This window comes from Enterobacter sp. DN, from assembly GCF_046054285.1.
Taxonomy (GTDB): domain Bacteria; phylum Pseudomonadota; class Gammaproteobacteria; order Enterobacterales; family Enterobacteriaceae; genus Enterobacter; species Enterobacter hormaechei_C.
In genome coordinates, this window is record NZ_JBJJTG010000013.1 from 1 (window position 1) to 23715 (window position 23715).

At 56.1% G+C, this 23715-nt stretch carries 18 protein-coding genes and 2 rRNA genes; 14 read left to right on the forward strand and 6 right to left on the reverse strand.

From position 1 onward, the window contains the following. From ACJTMZ_RS20965 to aceK, 6 genes are all read left to right on the forward strand, one after another. A 23S ribosomal RNA gene (locus ACJTMZ_RS20965) occupies positions 1 to 201 on the forward strand; the annotation flags it as partial. 72 nt (positions 202 to 273) lie between these two features. Continuing rightward, a 5S ribosomal RNA gene (rrf, locus tag ACJTMZ_RS20970) occupies positions 274 to 389 on the forward strand. 218 nt (positions 390 to 607) lie between these two features. Next, complete coding sequence (metA, locus tag ACJTMZ_RS20975; protein ID WP_017382604.1) at positions 608 to 1537, forward strand: homoserine O-succinyltransferase; 930 nt, start codon at positions 608 to 610, stop codon at positions 1535 to 1537. Between the two features lie 269 nt (positions 1538 to 1806). Then, a complete protein-coding gene (gene aceB / locus ACJTMZ_RS20980; protein ID WP_252011166.1) occupies positions 1807 to 3408 on the forward strand; it encodes a malate synthase A in 1602 nt (533 codons plus the stop codon). Positions 3409 to 3439: 31 nt separating this feature from the next. Continuing rightward, complete coding sequence (gene aceA, locus ACJTMZ_RS20985) at positions 3440 to 4744, forward strand: isocitrate lyase (protein WP_252011165.1); 1305 nt, start codon at positions 3440 to 3442, stop codon at positions 4742 to 4744. A gap of 51 nt (positions 4745 to 4795) precedes the next feature. Continuing rightward, positions 4796 to 6547 (forward strand): bifunctional isocitrate dehydrogenase kinase/phosphatase, encoded by a 1752-nt coding sequence (gene aceK / locus ACJTMZ_RS20990; protein WP_252011164.1) that lies wholly within the window; start codon positions 4796 to 4798, stop codon positions 6545 to 6547. 23 nt (positions 6548 to 6570) lie between these two features. Here the strand turns inward: aceK and iclR are convergent, their stop codons facing one another. Next, positions 6571 to 7398 carry a glyoxylate bypass operon transcriptional repressor IclR gene (gene iclR, locus ACJTMZ_RS20995; protein ID WP_003860353.1) on the reverse strand — a complete coding sequence of 276 codons (828 nt, stop codon included), beginning with the start codon at positions 7396 to 7398 and terminating at the stop codon, positions 6571 to 6573. Positions 7399 to 7591: 193 nt separating this feature from the next. Here iclR and metH point away from each other — a divergent pair, with 193 nt between their 5' ends. Next, complete coding sequence (metH, locus tag ACJTMZ_RS21000) at positions 7592 to 11275, forward strand: methionine synthase (RefSeq protein WP_063660143.1); 3684 nt, start codon at positions 7592 to 7594, stop codon at positions 11273 to 11275. A 116-nt stretch (positions 11276 to 11391) separates the two neighbouring features. Then, the gene (locus ACJTMZ_RS21005) at positions 11392 to 13023 is read left to right on the forward strand and encodes a Na/Pi cotransporter family protein (protein ID WP_003860350.1); all 1632 of its coding nucleotides are present in this window, start codon (positions 11392 to 11394) and stop codon (positions 13021 to 13023) included. Here the strand turns inward: ACJTMZ_RS21005 and ACJTMZ_RS21010 are convergent. Together ACJTMZ_RS21010 and ACJTMZ_RS21015 are read right to left on the reverse strand one after the other, a co-directional pair. Continuing rightward, the gene (locus ACJTMZ_RS21010) at positions 13020 to 13307 is read right to left on the reverse strand and encodes an addiction module antidote protein (RefSeq protein ID WP_032672198.1); all 288 of its coding nucleotides are present in this window, start codon (positions 13305 to 13307) and stop codon (positions 13020 to 13022) included. The genes ACJTMZ_RS21005 and ACJTMZ_RS21010 overlap by 4 nt on opposite strands. A gap of 6 nt (positions 13308 to 13313) precedes the next feature. After that, the gene (locus ACJTMZ_RS21015) at positions 13314 to 13616 is read right to left on the reverse strand and encodes a type II toxin-antitoxin system RelE/ParE family toxin (RefSeq protein ID WP_023315213.1); all 303 of its coding nucleotides are present in this window, start codon (positions 13614 to 13616) and stop codon (positions 13314 to 13316) included. Positions 13617 to 13813: 197 nt separating this feature from the next. On the opposite strand from ACJTMZ_RS21015, the gene rluF reads away from it, so the two are divergent. Next, complete coding sequence (gene rluF, locus ACJTMZ_RS21020) at positions 13814 to 14686, forward strand: 23S rRNA pseudouridine(2604) synthase RluF (protein WP_003860347.1); 873 nt, start codon at positions 13814 to 13816, stop codon at positions 14684 to 14686. Here the strand turns inward: rluF and ACJTMZ_RS21025 are convergent, their stop codons facing one another. The 3 genes from ACJTMZ_RS21025 to lysC all read right to left on the reverse strand — a co-directional run bounded on the left by ACJTMZ_RS21025 (position 14687) and on the right by lysC (position 17397). Beyond that, a complete protein-coding gene (locus tag ACJTMZ_RS21025) occupies positions 14687 to 14959 on the reverse strand; it encodes a DUF3811 domain-containing protein (RefSeq protein WP_032668823.1) in 273 nt (90 codons plus the stop codon). A 50-nt stretch (positions 14960 to 15009) separates the two neighbouring features. Next, positions 15010 to 15954: a ketopantoate/pantoate/pantothenate transporter PanS gene (panS, locus tag ACJTMZ_RS21030; RefSeq protein ID WP_015570166.1), complete on the reverse strand. Its 945-nt coding sequence runs from the start codon at positions 15952 to 15954 to the stop codon at positions 15010 to 15012. A 93-nt stretch (positions 15955 to 16047) separates the two neighbouring features. Next, positions 16048 to 17397, reverse strand: a complete 1350-nt coding sequence (gene lysC / locus ACJTMZ_RS21035) for a lysine-sensitive aspartokinase 3 (protein ID WP_040117084.1) — start codon at positions 17395 to 17397, stop codon at positions 16048 to 16050. A gap of 374 nt (positions 17398 to 17771) precedes the next feature. Between lysC and pgi the strand changes: the two genes are divergently transcribed. From pgi to ACJTMZ_RS21060, 5 genes are all read left to right on the forward strand, one after another. After that, complete coding sequence (gene pgi, locus ACJTMZ_RS21040; RefSeq protein WP_032103668.1) at positions 17772 to 19421, forward strand: glucose-6-phosphate isomerase; 1650 nt, start codon at positions 17772 to 17774, stop codon at positions 19419 to 19421. 366 nt (positions 19422 to 19787) lie between these two features. Beyond that, positions 19788 to 20030, forward strand: coding sequence for an exopolysaccharide production protein YjbE (yjbE, locus tag ACJTMZ_RS21045; protein ID WP_003860341.1), 243 nt, complete (start codon positions 19788 to 19790; stop codon positions 20028 to 20030). A 63-nt stretch (positions 20031 to 20093) separates the two neighbouring features. After that, positions 20094 to 20732 carry a YjbF family lipoprotein gene (locus tag ACJTMZ_RS21050; RefSeq protein WP_017382614.1) on the forward strand — a complete coding sequence of 213 codons (639 nt, stop codon included), beginning with the start codon at positions 20094 to 20096 and terminating at the stop codon, positions 20730 to 20732. Then, complete coding sequence (locus ACJTMZ_RS21055; RefSeq protein ID WP_252011163.1) at positions 20729 to 21466, forward strand: capsule biosynthesis GfcC D2 domain-containing protein; 738 nt, start codon at positions 20729 to 20731, stop codon at positions 21464 to 21466. The genes ACJTMZ_RS21050 and ACJTMZ_RS21055 overlap by 4 nt, the downstream gene beginning before the upstream one ends. Further along, positions 21466 to 23562, forward strand: coding sequence for a YjbH domain-containing protein (locus ACJTMZ_RS21060; RefSeq protein ID WP_252011161.1), 2097 nt, complete (start codon positions 21466 to 21468; stop codon positions 23560 to 23562). Before ACJTMZ_RS21055 ends, ACJTMZ_RS21060 begins: the two co-directional genes overlap by 1 nt. Positions 23563 to 23715: the final 153 nt, after the last annotated feature.

Sequence of the window (23715 nt, forward strand, 5' to 3'; positions counted from 1 at the left end):
CAATGGCACTGCCCGGTAGCTAAATGCGGAAGAGATAAGTGCTGAAAGCATCTAAGCACGAAACTTGCCCCGAGATGAGTTCTCCCTGAGACTTTAAGTCTCCTGAAGGAACGTTAAAGACTATGACGTTGATAGGTCGGGTGTGTAAGCGCAGCGATGCGTTGAGCTAACCGATACTAATGAACCGTGAGGCTTAACCTTACAACGCCGAAGGTGTTTTGGCGAAGAGACAGACAATCAAATTTCAGATTTGATACAGATTAACAGAATTTGCCTGGCGGCTGTAGCGCGGTGGTCCCACCTGACCCCATGCCGAACTCAGAAGTGAAACGCCGTAGCGCCGATGGTAGTGTGGGGTCTCCCCATGTGAGAGTAGGGAACTGCCAGGCATCAATTAAGAAGAACCCCGTACCGTAAGGTGCGGGGTTTTTTGCTTTGCACGTTCTGAAAAGTCGGGTGGTGGCCCAGCCTTACCCGCCCTACATGCTTTTCCTCCTTGAAACTTTCTCACCTTTCGCTTGCAGACTCGACATTAACCCCGTTTCTGGGTATCGTTAGCTGTCTGGATGTCTAAACGTTTATACGTATGCTGTGAGGATTTAAGGTTATGCCGATTCGGGTGCAGGACGAGCTACCAGCCGTCAATTTCTTGCGTGAAGAGAATGTCTTCGTAATGACAACTTCGCGTGCTTCTGGTCAGGAAATTCGCCCGCTGAAGGTGCTGATCCTTAATCTGATGCCAAAGAAGATAGAAACGGAGAACCAGTTCCTGCGTTTGCTCTCCAACTCTCCGCTTCAGGTTGATATCCAGCTGCTGCGCATTGACGCGCGTGAGTCACGCAACACGCCTGCTGAGCATCTGAATAACTTCTACTGTAATTTTGAAGATATTCGCGATGAGAATTTCGATGGACTGATCGTCACCGGCGCACCGCTGGGTCTGGTGGAATTTAATGACGTTGCCTACTGGCCACAGATTAGGCAGGTGCTGGAGTGGGCAAAAGATCACGTCACGTCCACCTTGTTTGTCTGTTGGGCGGTACAGGCCGCACTGAATATCCTCTATGGCATTCCCAAGCAAACCCGCAGCGACAAACTTTCTGGCGTATACGAACACCACATTCTTCACCCGCATGCGCTGCTGACGCGTGGTTTCGATGACACTTTCCTGGCCCCGCATTCTCGCTACGCCGATTTTCCGGCACAGCTGATCCGCGATTACACCGACCTGGAAATCCTGGCCGAAACGGAAGACGGCGATGCCTACCTGTTCGCCAGTAAAGACAAACGCATCGCGTTCGTTACCGGCCATCCTGAGTACGATCCGCATACCCTCGCGTCAGAGTATTTTCGTGACGTTGAAGCGGGTCTGAATCCGGATGTCCCGTACAACTATTTCCCGAAAAATGATCCGCAAAACACGCCTCGGGCAACCTGGCGTAGCCACGGAAATTTGCTGTTTACCAACTGGCTCAACTATTACGTCTACCAGATTACACCGTACGATCTGCGCCACATGAATCCGACGCTGGAGTAATCGTCTGCATTAAACGATCCTAAAGCGTTTCAGCTATTCAGATCAGGCACCTTCGGGTGCCTTTTTTATTTCCGAAATCCAACTCAACATCGAAGAAGACTTTAATTCCATATTAATCATGCAGTTGTGATTATATATAAATTAAAATGGAAATTGTTTTTGATTTTGGAAAAATTATAGATAGTCTTAATTCTGCTGAGCGAAAACTACACAACGATCTTTCGCTCGAGTCGGGGGCGTGATTTGGATCTTTGATGAGGAGCAGAACGATGACTCAACAGGCAACAACGGTCGATGAACTGACCTTTACCCAGCCGAATGGTGAACAAGAACAGCAAGTTTTGACGGCAGAAGCGGTAGAGTTTCTGACTGAACTGGTGACTCGCTTTACGCCACAGCGTAATAAACTGCTGGCGGCGCGCATTCATCAACAGCAGGAGATCGATAACGGCAAGTTGCCAGGGTTTATTTCGGAAACCGCTTCCATTCGTCATGGTGAATGGAAAATTCGCGGAATCCCTGAAGATTTACAGGATCGTCGCGTAGAGATCACCGGTCCGGTAGAGCGCAAAATGGTGATCAACGCCATGAATGCCAACGTCAAAGTATTTATGGCGGACTTCGAAGATTCCCTCGCGCCGGACTGGCAGAAAGTTATCGACGGGCAGATCAACCTGCGCGACGCCGTCAACGGCACCATCAGCTATACCAACGAAGCCGGTAAAATTTACCAGCTCAAACCGAATCCGGCGGTGCTGATCTGTCGCGTACGCGGTCTGCATTTGCCAGAAAAACACGTTACCTGGCGCGGAGAAGCGATTCCTGGCAGCCTGTTCGACTTTGCGCTGTACTTCTTCCACAACCATAAAAACCTGCTGGCGAAAGGCAGCGGCCCCTATTTCTATCTGCCGAAAACCCAGTCCTGGCAGGAAGCGGCGTGGTGGAGTGAAGTTTTCAGCTACGCAGAAGACCGCTTTGGCCTGCCGCGCGGCACCATTAAGGCCACGCTGCTGATTGAAACCCTGCCTGCCGTATTCCAGATGCATGAGATCCTCCATGCGCTGCGTGACCATATTGTGGGCCTGAACTGCGGACGCTGGGATTACATCTTCAGCTATATCAAGACGCTGAAAAACCATGCCGACAGGGTATTGCCGGATCGTCAGGTTGTCACCATGGATAAACCGTTCCTCAGCGCCTACTCGCGCCTGCTGATTAAGACCTGCCACAAACGCGGCGCCTTTGCGATGGGCGGTATGGCGGCGTTTATCCCGAGCAAAGATGCAGAGCGTAACAATCAGGTGCTCAACAAGGTGAAAGCCGATAAAGAGCTGGAAGCCCGTAATGGCCACGACGGGACGTGGATTGCCCATCCTGGTCTGGCCGATACGGCGATGGAAGTCTTTAACCGCGTACTCGCCGACAACAAAAACCAGCTGTTTGTCACCCGTGAAGACGATGCGCCAATCGCAGAAGAACAGTTGCTGGCGCCGTGTGCGGGCGAACGCACGGAAGAGGGGATGCGCGCCAACATTCGCGTCGCCGTGCAGTACATCGAGGCATGGATCTCAGGCAACGGCTGCGTGCCGATCTACGGCCTGATGGAAGATGCCGCCACGGCGGAAATTTCACGTACCTCCATCTGGCAGTGGATCCATCATCAAAAAACGCTCAGCAACGGCAAACCGGTAACCAAAGCCCTGTTCCGTCAGATGCTGGCCGAAGAGATGCGGGTCATCCAGGACGAACTGGGCGAGCACCGCTTCAGCAGTGGGCGTTTTGACGATGCCGCACGTCTGATGGAGCAAATCACCACCTCTGATGACTTAATCGACTTCCTGACCCTGCCGGGCTACCGCTTCCTGGCGTAATTCACCACATAACAATATGGAGCATCTGCACATGAAAACCCGTACCCAACAGATCGAAGAGTTACAAAAAGAGTGGACCCAACCGCGCTGGGAAGGCATTCGCCGTCCGTACAGCGCAGAGGAAGTGGTGAAGTTACGCGGCTCGGTTAACCCGGAATGTACGCTGGCGCAGAACGGCGCGGCGAAAATGTGGGATCTGCTGCATGGAGGAGCTAAAAAAGGCTATATCAACAGCCTCGGCGCACTGACTGGCGGTCAGGCATTGCAGCAGGCGAAGGCCGGCATTGAAGCTATCTATCTTTCCGGCTGGCAGGTCGCGGCGGATGCTAACCTGGCCGCCAGCATGTATCCGGATCAATCTCTTTATCCGGCGAACTCGGTGCCGTCAGTGGTGGATCGGATCAACAATACCTTCCGCCGTGCGGATCAGATCCAGTGGGCTGCGGGTATCGAACCTCACGATCCGCGCTTTATCGACTATTTCCTGCCGATCGTCGCCGATGCGGAAGCCGGTTTCGGCGGCGTGCTGAACGCCTTTGAGCTGATGAAATCCATGATTGAGGCCGGTGCAGCGGCCGTTCACTTTGAAGATCAGCTGGCGTCGGTCAAGAAGTGCGGGCATATGGGCGGGAAAGTGCTGGTGCCAACCCAGGAAGCGATCCAGAAGCTGGTTGCCGCGCGTCTGGCTGCTGACGTGCTCGGCGTGCCGACGCTGGTGATTGCCCGTACCGATGCAGACGCGGCTGACCTGATCACCTCTGACTGCGACCCGTACGACAGCGAATTCATTACCGGCGAACGTACCAGCGAAGGGTTCTATCGCACGCATGCCGGTATTGAACAGGCGATCAGCCGCGGCCTGGCGTATGCCCCTTACGCCGACCTGGTCTGGTGTGAAACCTCCACGCCGGATCTGGCGCTGGCGAAGCGCTTTGCCGATGCGATTCATGCGAAGTATCCGGGCAAGCTGCTGGCCTATAACTGTTCGCCGTCCTTCAACTGGCAAAAGAATCTGGACGATACGACCATCGCCAGCTTCCAGCAGCAATTGTCAGATATGGGCTACAAGTACCAGTTCATCACCCTGGCGGGTATCCACAGCATGTGGTTCAACATGTTCGACCTGGCGCACGCCTACGCGCAGGGCGAAGGCATGAAACACTATGTTGAGAAGGTGCAGCAGCCAGAATTTGCGGCGGGCAAAGAAGGATATACCTTCGTTTCGCACCAGCAGGAAGTGGGAACCGGCTACTTCGATAATGTGACCACGATTATTCAGGGCGGGGCCTCCTCCGTCACGGCATTAACGGGCTCGACGGAAGAAGCACAGTTCTAATCTTTTCCCCCTCTCCCCCCTCGGGGAGAGGGTTGGGGTGAGGGGGAATATATGTCGCGTGGTCTGGAATTACTGATTGCCCAAACTATTTTGCAGGGCTTCGATGCCCAGTATGGCCGCTTTCTGGAAGTCACCTCCGGCGCGCAACAGCGTTTTGAGCACGCCGACTGGCATGCGGTTCAGCAGGCCATGAAGCAGCGTATCCATCTTTATGATCACCACGTAGGTCTGGTGGTGGAGCAACTGCGCTGTATCACCGACGGTAAAAGCCCGGATGCGGAATTTTTACTGCGCGTGAAAGAGCATTACACCCATCTGTTACCCGACTACCCGCGCTTCGAGATTGCGGAGAGCTTTTTCAACTCCGTCTATTGCCGGTTATTTGACCACCGCTCATTATCTCCTGAGCGGTTATTTATCTTCAGCTCCCAGCCGGAGCGCCGCTTCCGTACCATTCCGCGTCCGCTGGCGAAAGATTTCTTTCCCGATCGCGGCTGGGAAAAGCTCCTGCACCGCGTCTTAACGGATTTGCCGCTGCGCCTGCCGTGGGAGAATAAACCCCGGGATATCGGCTATATCCACGCATATCTCAGTGAAACCTTCGGCGAGGAGGTGCTCAGCCGCAGCCATTTGCAGGTTGCCAACGAGCTTTTCTACCGGAATAAGGCCGCCTGGCTGGTGGGCAAACTGGTTACGCCGACAGCTATCGTGCCGTTTCTGCTACCCATTCACCGTACCGACGACGGCGAACTGTTTGTCGATACCTGCCTGACCACCGGCGCTGAGGCCAGTATCGTATTTGGCTTCGCCCGTTCCTATTTCATGGTCTATGCCCCACTGCCTGCCGCCCTGGTGGAGTGGCTGCGCGAGATCCTGCCGGGCAAAACCACCGCCGAGCTGTATATGGCGATTGGCTGTCAGAAGCATGCCAAAACGGAAAGTTATCGGGAATACCTGCGTTATGTCACCACGGCTGATGAGCAGTTTATCGAAGCGCCGGGGATCCGCGGCATGGTGATGCTGGTTTTCACACTGCCGGGCTTCGACCGCGTGTTTAAGGTGATTAAGGATAAATTCGCCCCGCAGAAAGAGATGACCGCCGCTCACGTCCGCGCCTGCTATCAGCTGGTTAAAGAGCACGATCGCGTCGGGCGAATGGCGGATACCCAGGAGTTTGAAAACTTTGTGCTGGATAAGCAGCAGATCGATCCGTCGCTGATGTCGCTGCTAATGCAGGAAGCGCCGACGAAAATTACCGATCTTGGCGATAAGATTGCGATTAGCCATCTCTACATCGAACGCCGGATGGTGCCGCTAAATATCTGGCTGGAGCAATCCGAAGGCCAGGCTTTACGAGACGCCATTGAAGAGTACGGCAATGCGATTCGCCAGCTCGCCGCCGCCAATATTTTCCCCGGCGACATGCTGTTTAAAAACTTCGGCGTCACCCGTCACGGGCGGGTGGTGTTCTACGATTACGATGAAATTTGCTACATGACCGAGGTGAAATTCCGCGATATCCCGCCGCCGCGCTACCCGGAAGATGAACTGTCCAGCGAGCCGTGGTACAGCGTATCGCCGGACGATGTGTTTCCGGAGGAGTTTCGCCACTGGCTGTGTGCCGACCCGCGCATCGGGCCGCTATTCGAAGAGATGCATGCCGATCTGTTCCGCGCCAGCTACTGGCGCGGGCTGCAAACGCGGATCAAAAATGGGCACGTGGAAGATGTCTACGCTTACCGCCGTAAGCAGCGGTTTTGCATCCGCTTTTCTCCCTCTCCCTGTGGGAGAGGGCCGGGGTGAGGGCATCAGGCGGCAATGCACGTTTAACGAATCCCACCATACGCCAGCGTCACCTCTTTCGCGGCCTTAATCACCATCGCGCCCAGCTCGGTGACGCGGTCGTCGGTCATGCGTGAAATCGGCCCGGAGATGGAGATAGCGGCAAACGGCTCGCGGTGCTCGTCAAAAATGCAGGACGCGAGGCAGCGCAGCCCGAGGGCATGTTCTTCGTCATCAAACGAATAGCCGCGCTTGCGGGTCAGAGCCAGATCTTCTTTCAGATGCACGGGCGACACCAGCGTGGCGTGGGTATAGGCGTGCAGTCCTTTACGGTGCAGCAGCCCCGTCACCTGCTCTTCGCTCAGTTGCGAGAGAAACGCTTTCCCTGCGCCAGAGGCGTGCATCGGCAGCTTGCCGCCAATCGGCGCGGACATACGCATCAGCTGCGTACACTGCACCTGGTCGATAATAATCGCCTGGTGGTCGCTCTGATCCAGCACGGCCAGGTTTACCGTCTCGCCGGACTCCTCCATCAGCTTGCGCAGAATCGGGTGGACAATCGCCAGCAGGTTGCGGCTTTGCAGGAAGCTGCTGCCGACAATAAATGCATGCGCCCCCACCGCCCAGTGTCCCAGCTCGCCCACCTGACGCACGAAGCCCAGCTGCTGCATGGTGGTCAGCAGACGGTGCGTGGTGGAGTTCGGCAGGCCAGCCTGCTGCGCCAGCTCCGTCAGGGCCACGCTACCATGCGATTCGGCTATCCATTCCAGCAGCTTCAGGCCGCGCGTCAGGGATTGAACCTGTCCGCCAGGTTGTGCAGCGGTGGTTGCAGCAGGTTTTCTGCCGCGTTTAGCGGGAACGGTCGTAACCATGACGAACTCCTTTTTCTGTATCGTGGAAATCATTTTCGTTTTATTTGGTGGTTTTGCAACCGCTTTCCTGACTGATCGGAGGAGTGATAGTGAACATGTCTCATGTTACCGCTGTGTGACTTTTCGACCCTGCGAGATTATGCCAGTATGGAACGCAGCCTTTTGGCCATGTTGAGCGTTGTCGGGAGCAAGTGTGAGCAGCAAAGTAGAGCAACTGCGTGCGCAGTTAAATGAACGAATTCTGGTGCTGGACGGCGGCATGGGCACCATGATCCAGGGCTATCGTCTGAGTGAAGACGATTTCCGCGGCGAGCGCTTTGCCGACTGGCCTTGTGACCTGAAAGGGAACAATGACCTGCTGGTGTTAAGCAAACCGTCTGTTATCAGGGATATCCACAACGCTTACTTCGAAGCGGGTGCGGATATTGTTGAAACCAACACCTTCAACTCGACAACCATCGCCATGGCGGATTACCAGATGGAATCCCTGTCGGCGGAGATCAACTTTGAAGCGGCGAAGCTGGCGCGCGCCTGCGCCGACGAATGGACGGCCCGTACGCCGGACAAGCCGCGCTACGTAGCCGGGGTGCTGGGTCCAACCAACCGCACCGCGTCGATTTCTCCGGACGTCAACGACCCGGCGTTTCGGAACATCACCTTTGACCAGCTGGTGGCCGCGTATCGTGAGTCCACTAAAGCGCTGGTGGAAGGCGGCTCCGACCTGATCCTGATTGAAACCGTATTCGACACCCTCAACGCTAAAGCCGCGATTTACGCGGTGAAAGAGGAGTTCGAGGCGCTGGGCGTCGACCTGCCGATCATGATTTCCGGCACCATCACCGACGCCTCGGGGCGCACACTTTCCGGCCAGACAACCGAAGCGTTTTATAACTCCCTGCGCCACGCCGAAGCGCTCTCCTTCGGCCTGAACTGCGCGCTGGGGCCGGACGAACTGCGCCAGTACGTGCAGGAGCTTTCGCGCATCGCAGAGTGCTACGTCACCGCCCACCCGAACGCCGGTCTGCCGAACGCGTTCGGTGAGTACGATCTGGATGCCGACACCATGGCGGCGCAAATCCGCGAATGGGCCGAATCTGGCTTCCTCAACATCGTCGGCGGCTGCTGCGGCACCACGCCGGAGCATATCGCCGCCATGAGCCGCGCCGTCGCCGGGCTTCCACCGCGCAAGCTACCCGAGCTTCCGGTAGCCTGTCGTCTGTCCGGCCTGGAGCCGTTGACCATCGGCGACGACAGCCTGTTTGTGAACGTGGGTGAACGTACTAACGTTACCGGTTCTGCGAAGTTCAAGCGCCTGATCAAAGAAGAGAAGTACAGCGAAGCGCTGGACGTTGCTCGCCAGCAGGTGGAAAGCGGCGCGCAGATTATCGATATCAACATGGACGAGGGGATGCTTGATGCCGAAGCGGCAATGGTGCGTTTCCTCAACCTGATTGCCGGTGAGCCGGATATCGCCCGCGTGCCGATCATGATTGACTCTTCCAAATGGGAAGTCATCGAAAAAGGGCTGAAGTGCATTCAGGGCAAAGGCATCGTTAACTCCATCTCGATGAAAGAGGGCGTCGATACCTTTATCCACCACGCGAAGCTGGTCCGTCGCTACGGAGCCGCCGTGGTGGTGATGGCCTTCGATGAAGTAGGCCAGGCCGATACCCGCGAGCGCAAGATTGAGATTTGCCGCCGCGCGTACAAAATTTTGACCGAAGAGGTGGGCTTCCCGCCGGAAGACATCATCTTCGACCCGAACATCTTCGCCGTCGCGACCGGCATCGAAGAGCACAACAACTACGCCCAGGACTTTATCGGCGCGTGTGAAGACATTAAACGCGAGCTACCGCATGCGCTGATCTCCGGCGGCGTGTCAAACGTGTCGTTCTCGTTCCGCGGCAACGACCCGGTGCGTGAGGCGATCCACGCCGTATTCCTCTACTACGCCATCCGCAACGGGATGGACATGGGGATCGTCAACGCCGGCCAGCTGGCAATTTACGACGATCTGCCAGCCGAGCTGCGCGACGCCGTAGAAGACGTGATCCTCAATCGTCGTGACGACGCCACCGAACGCATGCTGGATCTGGCGGAAAAATACCGCGGCAGTAAATCTGACGAATCAGCCAACGTTCAACAGGCCGAATGGCGCTCCTGGGATGTGAATAAGCGTCTGGAATACTCGCTGGTAAAAGGCATTACCGAGTTTATCGAGCAGGATACCGAGGAAGCGCGTCAGCAGGCCGCCCGTCCGATTGAAGTGATCGAAGGGCCGCTGATGGACGGTATGAACGTGGTCGGCGATCTGTTCGGCGAGGGCAAAATGTTCCTGCCGCAGGTGGTGAAATCCGCCCGCGTCATGAAGCAGGCGGTGGCGTATCTGGAACCCTTTATCGAAGCCAGCAAAGAGAAGGGCTCCAGTAACGGTAAGATGGTCATCGCCACCGTGAAGGGCGACGTACACGACATCGGCAAAAACATCGTTGGCGTGGTGTTGCAGTGTAATAACTACGAAATTATCGATCTTGGCGTGATGGTCCCGGCGGATAAAATCCTCAGGACCGCGCGCGAAGTGAATGCGGATCTGATTGGTCTTTCCGGGCTGATTACGCCTTCGCTTGACGAAATGGTCAACGTGGCAAAAGAGATGGAGCGCCAGGGCTTCACCATTCCACTGCTGATTGGCGGGGCAACCACCTCCAAAGCCCACACGGCGGTGAAAATCGAGCAGAACTACAGTGGGCCAACGGTGTATGTCCAAAACGCCTCGCGCACCGTGGGCGTGGTCTCCGCGCTGCTGTCCGACACCCAGCGCGATGACTTTGTCGCCCGCACCCGCAAAGAGTATGAAACCGTCCGCATTCAGCATGGACGTAAGAAACCGCGCACGCCGCCGGTTTCGCTTCAGGCGGCGCGCGATAACGATCTGGCGTTCGACTGGTCCAGCTATACGCCGCCGGTCGCACACCGTCTGGGCGTGCAGGACGTGACGGCCAGCATCGAAACGCTGCGTAACTACATCGACTGGACGCCGTTCTTCATGACCTGGTCGCTGGCGGGCAAATATCCGCGCATTCTTGAAGATGAGGTGGTGGGCGAAGAGGCGAAGCGCCTGTTTAAAGATGCTAACGACATGCTCGACAGGCTGAGCGCAGAGAAAGCCCTCAACCCGCGCGGCGTGGTGGGGCTGTTCCCGGCGAACCGCGTGGGCGACGACGTGGAAATCTACCGCGATGAAACCCGCACCCACGTGCTGGCCGTGAGCCACCACCTGCGCCAGCAAACCGAGAAAGTGGGCTTTGCCAACTACTGCCTGGCGGATTTCGTCGCACCGAAACTCTCCGGTAAAGCCGACTATATCGGCGCCTTTGCCGTAACCGGTGGTCTGGAAGAAGACGCGCTGGCGGATGCGTACGACGCGCAGCACGATGATTACAACAAAATCATGGTGAAAGCGATCGCCGACCGTCTGGCGGAAGCCTTCGCTGAATATCTGCATGAACGCGTACGTAAGGTGCACTGGGGCTACGCGGCGAATGAGAATCTCAGCAACGAGGAGCTGATCCGCGAAAATTACCGGGGCATTCGTCCGGCGCCGGGGTATCCGGCCTGCCCGGAACACACCGAGAAGGGCACTATCTGGAAGTTGCTGGACGTCGAAGCGCATACCGGCATGAAGCTCACCGAGTCGTTCGCCATGTGGCCGGGCGCGTCCGTTTCCGGCTGGTACTTCAGCCATCCGGACAGCAAGTACTTCGCCGTGGCACAGCTTCAGCGCGATCAGATTGAGGATTACGCCCTGCGTAAAGGCATGAGCGTGTCAGAGGTGGAACGCTGGCTGGCGCCGAATTTGGGCTACGACGCAGACTAACGTCACTTTTCCTTACAACAAACAGGGCACCGCTATGGTGCCTTGTCTCTTTCTTACGTTTAAACCCTTATACTGAACCTCAGGAAAACGAATAACGATAAGGAGGAATGCCTACCGTGTTGACGTTGTTACACCTGCTCTCCGCAGTCGCACTGCTGGTATGGGGCACCCATATCGTTCGTACCGGCGTGATGCGTGTGTTTGGCGCACGTTTACGTACCGTTCTCAGCGGCAGCGTTGAGAAGAAGCCGCTCGCCTTCTGCGCGGGTATTGGCGTCACGGCGCTGGTGCAAAGCAGCAACGCCACCACCATGCTCGTCACCTCGTTCGTGGCGCAGGATCTGGTGGCGCTCGCCCCGGCGCTGGTGATTGTCCTTGGCGCCGACGTCGGTACCGCGCTGATGGCGCGTATCCTGACATTCGATCTCTCCTGGCTGTCGCCACTACTGATTTTTATCGGCGTCATTTTTTTCCTCGGCCGTAAGCAAAGCCGTGCCGGGCAGCTTGGCCGCGTCGGTATTGGCCTCGGGCTGATCCTGCTGGCACTGGAGCTGATTGTGCAGGCTGTCACGCCGATCACCCAGGCCAACGGTGTGCAGGTTATCTTCGCCTCGTTAACCGGCGACATTATGCTGGATGCGCTGATCGGCGCGGTATTTGCCATCGTCAGCTACTCCAGCCTGGCAGCGGTCCTCCTGACGGCGACCTTAACCGCCGCAGGGGTAATTTCCTTCCCGGTGGCGCTGTGCCTGGTGATCGGTGCCAACCTCGGCTCTGGCCTGCTGGCGATGCTCAACAACAGCGCCGCCAACGCTGCCGCCCGCCGGGTGGCGCTGGGGAGTTTACTGTTTAAGCTGGTGGGTAGCCTGATCATTCTGCCGTTTGTGCACCCGCTGGCGAACCTGATGGATAATCTCTCTCTGCCGAAAGCGGAGCTGGTGATCTACTTCCACGTCTTCTACAACCTGGTGCGCTGTCTGGCGATGGTGCCGTTTGCCGCGCCGATGGCCCGCTTCTGCGAGCGGCTTATTCGTGATGAACCGGAGCTGGACGCGCGCCTTAAACCGAAGCATCTGGACACCTCGGTGCTGGATACTCCTGCGCTGGCAATCGCCAATGCCGCCCGCGAAACGCTGCGCATGGGCGACGCGATGGAAACCATGCTGGAAGGGCTGCAAAAGGTGATGCACGGCGAGCCGCGCGAAGAAAAAGAGCTGCGCAGGCTGGCGGACGATATCAACGTGCTGTATACCGCCATCAAGCTCTATCTGGCGCGGATCCCCCAGGACGAGCTGGCGGAAGAGGAGTCGCGCCGCTGGGCGGAAATCATCGAGATGTCGCTTAACCTGGAGCAGGCTTCGGATATTGTCGAGCGTATGGGCAGTGAAATCGCAGACAAATCCCTGGCCGCACGCCGGGCGTTTTCTGTTGAAGGGCTGAAAGAGCTGGAAGCGCTGCACGAACAGCTGGTCAGCAACCTGAAGCTGGCGATGTCGGTCTTCTTCTCCAGCGACGTGCCGAGCGCGCGCCGCCTGCGCCGCAATAAGCATCGTTTCCGCATCCTTAATCGCCGCTACTCACACGCCCACGTTGAGCGTCTGCACCAGCAGAACGTGCAGAGTATCGAGACCAGCTCCCTGCACCTGGGGCTGCTGGGGGATATGAAGCGTCTCAACTCGTTGTTCTGTGCGGTGGCCTATAGCGTGATGGAGCAGCCGGATGAAGACGACGAGCGGGATGAGTATTAATCCCCAGAGGGTTTGATTGTTAACCCAAGGCCCAATGCTTTCATGACCGCCAGCGTGGTTTTGAGCGTTGGGTTCCCCTTATCACTGAATGATCGATACAGTTGTTCTCGTGACAGGCCCGTTTGCTGGGAAATGGTCGACATCCCTTTCGCTCGGGCGATGACGCCCAGCGCTTCAGCAATGTACGCTGAGTCACCCGTCTCTAATGCATCAGCCATAAACACAGCGATTTCCTCGTCATCCACCAGTGCGTTGGCTGGATCGTAGGGTGTTAATTTATGCATGCTCATTCACTCCTGCCATTGGGATACATTGCTCAGCATTTTTGCCATAAGTATGTCTCTGGCCTGGCTGCTTTTGTCACCACCACATAACAGCACGATGATGCAATTGCCCTGGTCCTTAAAATAGACTCTGTAGCCCGGGCCAAAGTGGATCCTCAGTTCACTGATACCTTCCCCCACGGGTCTAATGTCGCCCGCTAAGCCATTTGCCAGCCTAAAGAGGCGGGAAGCGATAATCGTCTTTGCCCGCCTGTCCTTTAAATTTTGCTCCCAGCGTCGGAAGGATTCTGTCTGAACGATCTCCTTCATATTACTCCCTGTGATTTATAAACTACAAGCAATTGTCTCTGGAGAGTAAAGCTAAAAGGAGTTAGCTCAAGGATAAATAGCCTGACGCTAAATCCTGAAAGCGTCTCGCAAACTAAAAAAACCGTCTCAGTAACCGTCGGCTAATCTTTTTTTCCAGCCCAAACCTAAGGTATATTTCGCCCTTCACAGGAGAAACTATGCTGCCAACTCAATCAACCCGATTAAACAAATACATTAGCGAGAGCGGGATCTGCTCACGTCGCGAGGCTGACCGTTACATTGAACAGGGTAACGTGTTTCTTAACGGCAAACGCGCCACCATTGGCGATCAGGTAGTGCCTGGCGATGTGGTGAAAGTGAATGGTCAGGTCATCGAACCGCGTGATGCTGAAGACCTGGTGTTTATCGCGTTGAATAAACCGGTTGGGATTGTCAGCACCACGGAAGACGGTGAACGGGACAACATCGTTGATTTCGTGAACCACAGCAGCCGTATTTTCCCGATTGGTCGCCTGGATAAGGACTCTCAGGGGTTAATTTTCCTGACTAATCACGGCGATCTGGTGAATAAAATTCTGCGTGCCGGTAACGACCACGAGAAAGAGTACATTGTTACGGTGAACAAGCCGGTCACGGACGAGTTCATCCGGGGAATGGGCGCAGGCGTGCCGATTCTGGGCACCGTGACGAAGAAGTGTAAAGTCAGAAAAGAGGCGCCGTTTGCGTTTCGTATCACGCTGGTGCAGGGCCTGAACCGCCAGATCCGCCGCATGTGCGAGTACTTCGGTTATGAAGTGACGAAGCTGGAACGCACGCGCATCATGAACGTCAGCCTGTCCGGGATCCCGCTGGGCGAGTGGCGTGACTTAACGGATGACGAGCTGATCGAGCTGTTCAAACTTATCGAGAACTCCTCGTCCGAAGCGAAGCCGAAAGCTAAAGCCAAACCGAAAACGCAGGCGATTAAGCGTCCGGTGGTGAAGGCGCCGCAGGCGGAAGAGAAAGGGCGAGGCAAGCCGGGCAACGGAAAACGCTTTACCCAGCCGGGGCGCAAAAAGAAAGGGCGCTGATTAGCGCCTTCCACGGGTTGATGTGCTGGCGGACCAAGAGAAGGTTGCCTCTGCATCAGGTTTATAAGCCTGCTCTTTTTTCAGCTTGCGGGCTTTTTTCGCCGCAGCATCACGTTGCGCCATCAGTTTATCGATGTACTCTTTTTTAACCTGATTGGTTTCGGCGTTCGTCAGCGTGCGGCCATGCGTGATGCGGGCGCGGTCGAGAAGCGTTTTCAGTTCGCGCTGCTCGGCTTCGGTCATGTCTTTCTGGGTCAAACGTGGTGTAGCCATTGCTGAAGCCTCCTGATGGGGAGGCTTCAGTGTAAAGCAAGCCGGGTCAATTAACCCTGTTTCACCGCATCTTTTTTCGGTTGGTCATCAATCGGCTTACCGGACCAGTATCCAGCTAACAGCGAACCGGACAGGTTGTGCCAGACAGAGAACAGCGCCCCCGGTAGCGCTGCCAGCGGTGAGAAGTAAATTTTACCCAGCGCCGCTGCCAGGCCGGAGTTCTGCATCCCCACTTCGATCGCCAGCGTGCGGCAGGTGGATTCGTCAAAGCCAAACAGCTTTCCGCCCCAGTAACCGCCCAGCAGACCAATAGTGTTATGCAGCACAACCGCGACGATCACCACAAAGCCCACCGAAGCAATGTGCGATGCGGAACCGGCTACCACGGCGCTGATAATGGCCAGAATGCAGACCATCGAAAACGCGGGCAGATACGGCTCAACCGCTTTCACCACCCGCGGGAAGAGATGGTGGATCACCAGCCCCAGCGCAATCGGGATCACCACGATTTGCAGGATGCTGAGCAGCATGCCCATCACGTCCACCTGGATATGCGCGTCCACATACAGGCGGGTTAACAGCGGCGTGGCAATCACGCCCACCAGCGTGGAAACCGACGAGATGGTGACGGAGAGCGCCACGTCGCCTTTCGCCAGATAGATCATGACGTTAGATGCCGTACCGCTGGCGACGCTCCCCACCAGCACCATCCCGGCGGAAAGGTCGGGCGGCATCTTAAAGGCCATCGCCAGCAGCCATGCCGCGAGCGGCATCACCAGGTAGTGCAGGAAAATCCCTGCGGCAACCGGTGCCGGGCGAGACAGCACGCGTTTGAAATCGTCAATTTTCAGATGCACGCCCATGCCGAACATAATCAGCATCAGCAGCGTGGTGACCCACGGACCAATGCCCGTGAACGTGGCAGGAGTGTAATACGCGAGTACAGAGAGCAGCAGCGCCCATAACGGGAACAGCCGGGTGATAGCGGAGAGCATAGTGAATTCCTTGCAGTATTGTCGTGTTGTTTTGTTATAAAAAAGCCGGGTCTGTGCCCGGCTTATTGATATTGTTTATCGTGCTAACGAATTTTATTCAAACAAATTCTGATGAAGTTTCTGCACGACCTGCTCGGCCTGATCGGCAGGGACCAGGAAGCAGAGGTTGTAGCTGGACGCGCCGTAGCAAATCATGCGGATATTGAACGGGTCGAGCACGCCGAACACCTCTTTGCCCACGCCGCACGCGCGCGACAGCTTATTACCGATGATGGCCACCAGCGCCAGATCTTCTTCCACCTCCACGCGGCACAACTCGGAAAGCTCAATCAGCAGCGACTGCGTCAGCAGGGTGTCGCCGGTAGAGGTGGAGCCGGTGGTGTCGAGCGTCAGCGCGATGCTGACTTCTGACGTGGTGATCAGGTCCACGGAGATATTGTGGCGCGCCAGGATGCCAAACACTTCCGCCAGAAATCCACGGGAGTGCAGCATATTATGGCTGTGCAGGGTAACCAGCGTCTGCTTACGACGCAGGGCCAGCGCGCGGAACAGCGGTGGGTTCTCGGTTTTCTTGCAGACCAGCGTCCCGCCCGCCTTTGGATCTTTACTGGAGCCAACGAAGACCGGAATGTCGCTGCGCACGGCGGGCAGCAGGGTGGCCGGGTGCAGCACTTTCGCGCCGAAAGTCGCCATTTCAGCCGCTTCTTCAAAGGCGATCACGTCAATACGTTTTGCCGCAGAGACCACGCGCGGGTCGGTGGTGTAGATACCCGGCACGTCCGTCCAGATATCCACGCGGGTGGCGTGCAGGGCTTCACCCAGCAGGGCGGCGGTGTAGTCGCTACCGCCACGGCCCAGCGTGGTTGTGCGCCCTTTGGCTTCGCTGCCGATAAAGCCCTGGGTGATCACTATGCCTTCATCCAGGCGCGGGACAAGCTGCTGGTTAGTCAGCTCAGCCAGGGCTTCCACGTCCGGCTCGGCGCGGCCAAAGCGGTCGCTGGTGCGCATCACTTTACGCACGTCGAACCACTGCGCCTGAATATTGCGCTCGCGCATGATCTCAACGAACAGCAGTGTGGACATCAGTTCGCCGTGGCTGACCAGTTCATCGGTCAGTGCGCTGGAGGTGGCCAGCGACGCGGCTTCTGCCAGGGTGGTGATATTTTCCAGCAGGCGTTCCACTTCCTCACGAATGACGTTCGGGTTTTGCAGACGCTCGAGAATGTCGAACTGAATTTTGCGCAGTGCATCCAGCTTCACGAAACGCTCGGTCGCTTCCAGTCCTTCAGACAGGGAAACCAGCAGGTTCGTTACGCCGGCTGAGGCGGAAAGCACCACCAGGCGGGTATTCGGATCGGCCAGCACCACATCGGCGCTGCGGTTCATGGCATCGTAGTCTGCCACACTGGTGCCGCCAAACTTGGCGACCACAAAACTCGTCATAACAACCTCGTGTCAGGGAATGAATAGAGCGACCTTGGCACAAGAATGAAGCGAGAACAGGTGCAGGCGCAAAATACGGCCCTATAAATAAAATGCGGGGGAGGTCCTGTCAATGCTGGGATTATGCGGATTTTTCATGGGGGGGTACCCCTCAGAAACAGGACTTATAACAGGCCCATATTTTATGCTCCTTTTTCCCTCTTTTTGACCAACATTTCGCCACGCCGGAAGGGCGCGACAGCAGCTATACTTTTCGGGTCTTTTCACCTGCGTTTGATGCAGACCAGGGCAATGGCATAAAAACCATCACAATTTTTATTTGCAGGCGCTACAATCGACCGCAGTCACAATTCTCAAATCAGAAGAGTATTGCTATGAAAAACATCAACCCAACGCAGACCGCTGCATGGCAGGCACTACAGAAACATTTTGATGAAATGAAAGACGTCACCATCGCGGAACTGTTCGCGAAAGATGCCGATCGTTTCAGCAAGTTTTCCGCCACCTTCGATGACCTGATGCTGGTGGATTTCTCCAAGAACCGTATCACCGAAGAGACGCTGGCGAAGCTGCAAGATCTGGCGAAAGAGACTGAGCTGGCAGATGCCATCAAAGCCATGTTCTCTGGTGAGAAAATCAACCGCACCGAAGACCGTGCCGTCCTGCACGTGGCCCTGCGTAACCGTAGCAATACGCCAATTATCGTTGACGGCAAAGATGTGATGCCGGAAGTGAACGCGGTGCTGGAAAAGATGAAAACCTTCTCTGAAGCGATCATCTCAGGTAGCTGGAAAGGCTACACCGGCAAAGCGATCACCGACGTCGTAAACATCGGTATCGGCGGCTCTGACCTCGGCCCGTTCATGGTGACCGAGGCGCTGCGCCCGTACAAAAACCACCTCAACATGCACTTCGTGTCCAACGTCGATGGGACTCACATCGCTGAAGTGCTGAAAAAGGTGAACCCGGAAACCACGCTGTTCCTGGTGGCGTCTAAAACCTTCACCACTCAGGAAACCATGACCAACGCCCACAGCGCGCGCGACTGGTTCCTGAAAACCGCGGGCGACGAAAAGCACGTGGCGAAACACTTTGCGGCGCTGTCCACCAACGGTAAAGCGGTGGGTGAGTTCGGTATTGATACCGCGAACATGTTTGAGTTCTGGGACTGGGTTGGCGGCCGCTACTCACTGTGGTCTGCGATCGGTCTGTCCATCATCCTGTCCGTGGGCTTCGACAACTTCGTTGAACTGCTCTCCGGCGCGCACGCGATGGACAAACACTTCTCCACCACCGCGCCTGAGAAAAACCTGCCGGTACTGCTGGCGCTGATCGGGATCTGGTACAACAACTTCTTCGGCGCTGAAACCGAAGCGATTCTGCCGTACGACCAGTACATGCACCGCTTTGCGGCCTACTTCCAGCAGGGCAACATGGAATCCAACGGCAAGTACGTTGACCGTAACGGCAACGCGGTGGATTACCAGACTGGCCCAATCATCTGGGGCGAGCCGGGCACCAACGGCCAGCACGCGTTCTACCAGCTGATCCACCAGGGCACCAAAATGGTACCGTGCGATTTCATCGCCCCGGCGATTACGCACAACCCACTGTCCGACCACCATCCGAAGCTGCTGTCTAACTTCTTCGCCCAGACCGAAGCGCTGGCGTTCGGTAAATCCCGCGAGGTGGTTGAGCAGGAATACCGTGACCAGGGTAAAGATCCGGCTACGCTGGAGCACGTTGTGCCGTTTAAAGTGTTCGAAGGCAACCGTCCAACTAACTCCATTCTGCTGCGCGAAATCACGCCGTTCAGCCTGGGTGCGCTGATTGCCCTCTACGAGCACAAAATCTTCACTCAGGGCGCTATTCTGAACATCTTTACCTTTGACCAGTGGGGCGTTGAGCTGGGCAAACAGCTGGCAAACCGCATTCTGCCAGAGCTGGGTGACGATAAAGCGATCGACAGCCACGACAGCTCCACCAATGGTCTGATTAACCGTTATAAAGCCTGGCGTGCGTAATAAATATGTCATGAACAATGCCGGCGATATGCCGGCATTTTTTTATCGGATAATTCCTGATGTCTGTTAGTTATCTCAAATTCTGAATCTGAGTTTAATCCGAAAAAGACGGTAACCCCGTTAATTGCTGAGGTTTATTTTAAGAAAATACGGAGTGATATTTTAATGTTCTTATATTATAAATTGTTGATTTATAGTGATTATATATTTCCTTGATTCTTTTTTCCTTCCATTTTTAACCATTAGTCTGAAAACCTCATCCCTATTTACCCCCACGGTAAACCCACTGCTTTAGTTGTGTATACTCGAATCCGCCTGAATTTCTTTTCGGGCAAATCTCCATTCATTCATTGAAGGGAAATTGTTATGAAGAAAGTACTGTATGGCATTTTTGCCATATCTGCGCTTGCGGCGACGTCTGTCTATGCAGCTCCGGTCCAGGTCGGGGAAGCAGCAGGGTCGGCAGCGACGTCTGCGTCTGCGGGGAGTTCTACCGCAGCCAGCACCAGCGCCGTAAGTTCAGCCGTGGGTGTCGCGCTGGCGGCAACCGGTGGCGGTGATGGCTCCAATACCGGAACCACGACCACTACGACGACCAGCACCCAGTAATAACGGGTGTTTTAATCATAACCACACTTCGGTGTGGTTATTTCGCCCCTTCGGAGAAGAGTCGTGAAGCGACCTGCAATCATCCTGATTTGCCTGCTGTTGCAGGCGTGCTCAGCTACCACCAAAGGGCTGGGCCACTCACTGTGGGACAGCATGTTCGGCACGCCGGGCGTGCATCTGACCGATGACGAACTTCAGAACATGCCGTATGCCAGCCAGTACATGCAGCTAAACGATGGTCCGCAACTGTTTGTGGTGCTCGCTTTCGATGAAAACGGGCAGCAGAAATGGGTGACGCAGGATCAGGCCACCATCGTGACGCAGCATTCCCGCATCGTGAAAACGTTGCTCGGCGGCGACAACCTGCTTGAGGTGAACAACCTGGCTGAAGATCCGCTCATCAAGCCGAATCAGATCGTCGATGGCGCAAGCTGGACGCGCACGATGGGCTGGACCGAGCATAAACAGGTGCGCTACGCCACGGCCCGCTCCACCTTCCGCTGGGACGGTACGGACAGTGTCAAAGTGGGCAGCGACGAAACGCAGGTGCGCGTGCTGGATGAAGAAGTGACAACCGATCAGGCCACCTGGCATAACCGCTTCTGGGTGGACGAAGAGGGGCAAATCCGCCAGTCCTTACAGTATCTCGGTGCCGGTTTCTTCCCGGTGAAGGCCACCCTGATCAAGGCGGCGAAATCATGAAAATGTTCATCCACATTGCGCTTCTCGCCAGCCTGACCTCGCCGCTGGCGTGGTCTGCGGGAACGGTACAGGTCTACACCCCGGACAGCGAAAAACCTAAAACCTTAACCAATGCCGGGCATCTGCTCGATCTGGTGGGGCAGCCGAGGCTGGCGAAAAGCTGGTGGACCGGGGCGGTGATCAGCGAGCGTCAGGCGACGATCGTAGCGGAACAAAAACATCAGGCGCTGCTCGCCCGACTGAGCGGGCTGGCACAACAGGAAGATACCGACGATGCCGCGGCCATTACTAGCCTGCGTCAACAGCTTCAGGCGGTTAAGGTGACGGGGCGCCAGAAGGTGAATTTGGATCCGGATGAGGTGCGCGTTGCGGAAAACGGCAATCCGTCGCTGGAAGGGGACTATACCCTGTGGCTTCCGGCTCAACCTTCCACCGTCACCGTGATGGGGCTTCTCAGCAGCCCTGGCAAAAAGCCGTTTACGCCGGGCCGGGACGTGGCGAGCTATCTCGACGAGCAAAGTCTGCTCAGCGGAGCGGATAACAGCTATGCCTGGGTGGTCTATCCGGACGGGCATACGCAGAAAACGCCGGTGGCTTACTGGAATAAACGCCATATCGAACCTATGCCAGGCAGCATCATTTTTGTCGGTTTTGCCGACCATTTCTGGACTAAAGCGTATGACGGGCTTAATGCCGATATCCTTCGCTCCCTGATACAGCGGATACCGGAATAATGAAAAAAACCTATCTCTACAGCATGCTTGCACTGTGCGTGAGTGCCGCCTGTCATGCAGAAACGTATCCGGCACCCATCGGCCCGTCGCAGTCCGATTTTGGCGGCGTGGGCTTACTGCAAACCCCAACCGCGCGTATGGCCCGCGAGGGGGAAATCAGCCTTAACTATCGCGATAACGATCAGTACCGTTACTACTCTGCGTCCGTGCAGCTGTTCCCCTGGCTGGAGACCACGCTGCGCTACACCGACGTGCGTACAAAACAGTACAGCAGCGTGGATGCCTTCTCCGGCGACCAGACTTATAAAGACAAAGCTTTCGACGTGAAGCTGCGCCTGTGGGAAGAGAGCTACTGGATGCCGCAGGTCTCCGTTGGCGCGAAGGATATCGGCGGGACCGGCCTGTTTGACGCGGAATACATCGTGGCCAGCAAAGCCTGGGGACCGTTTGATTTCTCACTCGGTCTGGGATGGGGCTATCTCGGCACCAGCGGCAACGTCAAAAATCCGTTCTGTACCTACAGCGATAAATACTGCTACCGCGATAACAGCTACCAGAAAGCGGGCTCCATCAACGGGGACCAGATGTTCCACGGCCCGGCCTCGCTGTTTGGCGGCGTGGAGTATCAAACACCGTGGCAGCCGTTACGTCTGAAGCTGGAGTACGAAGGAAACGACTACTCGCAGGACTTCGCCGGGAAAATTGAGCAAAAGAGCAAGTTTAACGTCGGCGCCATTTACCGCGTCACCGACTGGGCCGACGTTAACCTCAGCTATGAGCGCGGTAATACCCTGATGTTTGGCTTTACCCTGCGCACTAACTTTAACGACATGCGGCCGCACTACAATGACAACCCGCGGCCAAAATATCAGCCGGAGCCGCAGGATGCGATCATTCAGCACTCCGTGGTAGCGAATCAGCTGACGCTGCTGAAATATAACGCGGGCCTGGCGGATCCAAAGATCCAGACCAAAGGCGATACGCTGTACGTCACCGGCGAGCAGGTAAAATACCGCGACTCCCGCGAAGGGATCGAGCGCGCCAACCGGATCGTCATGAACGATCTGCCGGAGGGGATCCGCACGATCCGCGTGACGGAGAACCGCCTCAACCTGCCGCAGGTCACAACCGAAACCGATGTTGCCAGCCTTAAGTGTCATCTTGAAGGCGAACCGCTGGGACATGAAACCGAGCTGGTACAAAAACGCGTTGAGCCGGTGGTGCCAGAGAGCACCGAGCAGGGCTGGTATATCGATAAATCCCGCTTCGATTTCCATATCGATCCGGTGCTGAACCAGTCCGTGGGTGGGCCGGAAAACTTCTACATGTATCAGCTGGGGGCGATGGCGACGGCGGATCTGTGGGTGACCGACCACCTGTTGACCACCGGTAGTCTGTTCGGCAACATTGCTAACAACTACGACAAATTTAACTACACCAACCCGCCGAACGATTCAAAACTGCCGCGCGTGCGTACCCGCGTTCGCGAATATGTGCAGAACGATATCTACGTGAATAACCTCCAGGCCAACTACTTCCAGTACTTCGGCAATGGCTTCTACGGCCAGGTTTACGGTGGCTATCTGGAAACCATGTTCGGCGGCGCCGGGGCAGAAGTGCTTTATCGTCCTGTCGACAGCAACTGGGCGTTTGGGGTTGATGCCAACTACGTGAAACAGCGTGACTGGCGCAGCGCGCAGGACATGATGAAGTTCACCGACTACAGCGTCAAAACCGGCCACCTGACCGCCTACTGGACGCCGTCGTTCGCGCAGGACGTGCTGGTGAAAGCCAGCGTCGGCCAGTATCTGGCGGGTGATAAGGGCGGCACGCTGGATATCTCCAAACACTTCGACAGCGGCGTGGTGGTGGGCGGCTATGCCACCATCACCAACGTTTCGCCAGACGAGTACGGGGAAGGGGACTTCACCAAAGGGGTGTACGTGTCGATTCCGCTGGATCTGTTCTCATCAGGCCCAACCCGCAGCCGTGCGGCAGTGGGCTGGACGCCGCTGACGCGCGACGGCGGTCAGCAGCTTGGACGTAAATTCCAGCTGTATGATATGACCAGCGATAAGAACATTAACTTCCGCTGATGCTTATTTGCCCGGTGGCGCTGCGCTTACCGGGCCTACGAGAGTGTTTTTGTAGGCCGGGCAAATGCAGTGCCGCCCGGCAAGAATGTTCATCTGGACAAAACATAAACAAAAAATATAGATCCCCGTCACATTTTTGCGTTATACAGGAAC

What these genes read in the sequence shown, in the direction of transcription:
- metA (WP_017382604.1), top strand. Translation starts at nt 608, where the DNA reads ATGCCGATTCGGGTGCAGGACGAGCTACCAGCCGTCAATTTCTTGCGT.
- aceB (WP_252011166.1), top strand. Translation starts at nt 1,807, where the DNA reads ATGACTCAACAGGCAACAACGGTCGATGAACTGACCTTTACCCAGCCG.
- aceA (WP_252011165.1), top strand. Translation starts at nt 3,440, where the DNA reads ATGAAAACCCGTACCCAACAGATCGAAGAGTTACAAAAAGAGTGGACC.
- aceK (WP_252011164.1), top strand. Translation starts at nt 4,796, where the DNA reads ATGTCGCGTGGTCTGGAATTACTGATTGCCCAAACTATTTTGCAGGGC.
- iclR (WP_003860353.1), bottom strand. Translation starts at nt 7,398, where the DNA reads ATGGTTACGACCGTTCCCGCTAAACGCGGCAGAAAACCTGCTGCAACC.
- ACJTMZ_RS21010 (WP_032672198.1), bottom strand. Translation starts at nt 13,307, where the DNA reads ATGCATAAATTAACACCCTACGATCCAGCCAACGCACTGGTGGATGAC.
- ACJTMZ_RS21015 (WP_023315213.1), bottom strand. Translation starts at nt 13,616, where the DNA reads ATGAAGGAGATCGTTCAGACAGAATCCTTCCGACGCTGGGAGCAAAAT.
- rluF (WP_003860347.1), top strand. Translation starts at nt 13,814, where the DNA reads ATGCTGCCAACTCAATCAACCCGATTAAACAAATACATTAGCGAGAGC.
- ACJTMZ_RS21025 (WP_032668823.1), bottom strand. Translation starts at nt 14,959, where the DNA reads ATGGCTACACCACGTTTGACCCAGAAAGACATGACCGAAGCCGAGCAG.
- panS (WP_015570166.1), bottom strand. Translation starts at nt 15,954, where the DNA reads ATGCTCTCCGCTATCACCCGGCTGTTCCCGTTATGGGCGCTGCTGCTC.
- lysC (WP_040117084.1), bottom strand. Translation starts at nt 17,397, where the DNA reads ATGACGAGTTTTGTGGTCGCCAAGTTTGGCGGCACCAGTGTGGCAGAC.
- pgi (WP_032103668.1), top strand. Translation starts at nt 17,772, where the DNA reads ATGAAAAACATCAACCCAACGCAGACCGCTGCATGGCAGGCACTACAG.
- yjbE (WP_003860341.1), top strand. Translation starts at nt 19,788, where the DNA reads ATGAAGAAAGTACTGTATGGCATTTTTGCCATATCTGCGCTTGCGGCG.
- ACJTMZ_RS21055 (WP_252011163.1), top strand. Translation starts at nt 20,729, where the DNA reads ATGAAAATGTTCATCCACATTGCGCTTCTCGCCAGCCTGACCTCGCCG.
- ACJTMZ_RS21060 (WP_252011161.1), top strand. Translation starts at nt 21,466, where the DNA reads ATGAAAAAAACCTATCTCTACAGCATGCTTGCACTGTGCGTGAGTGCC.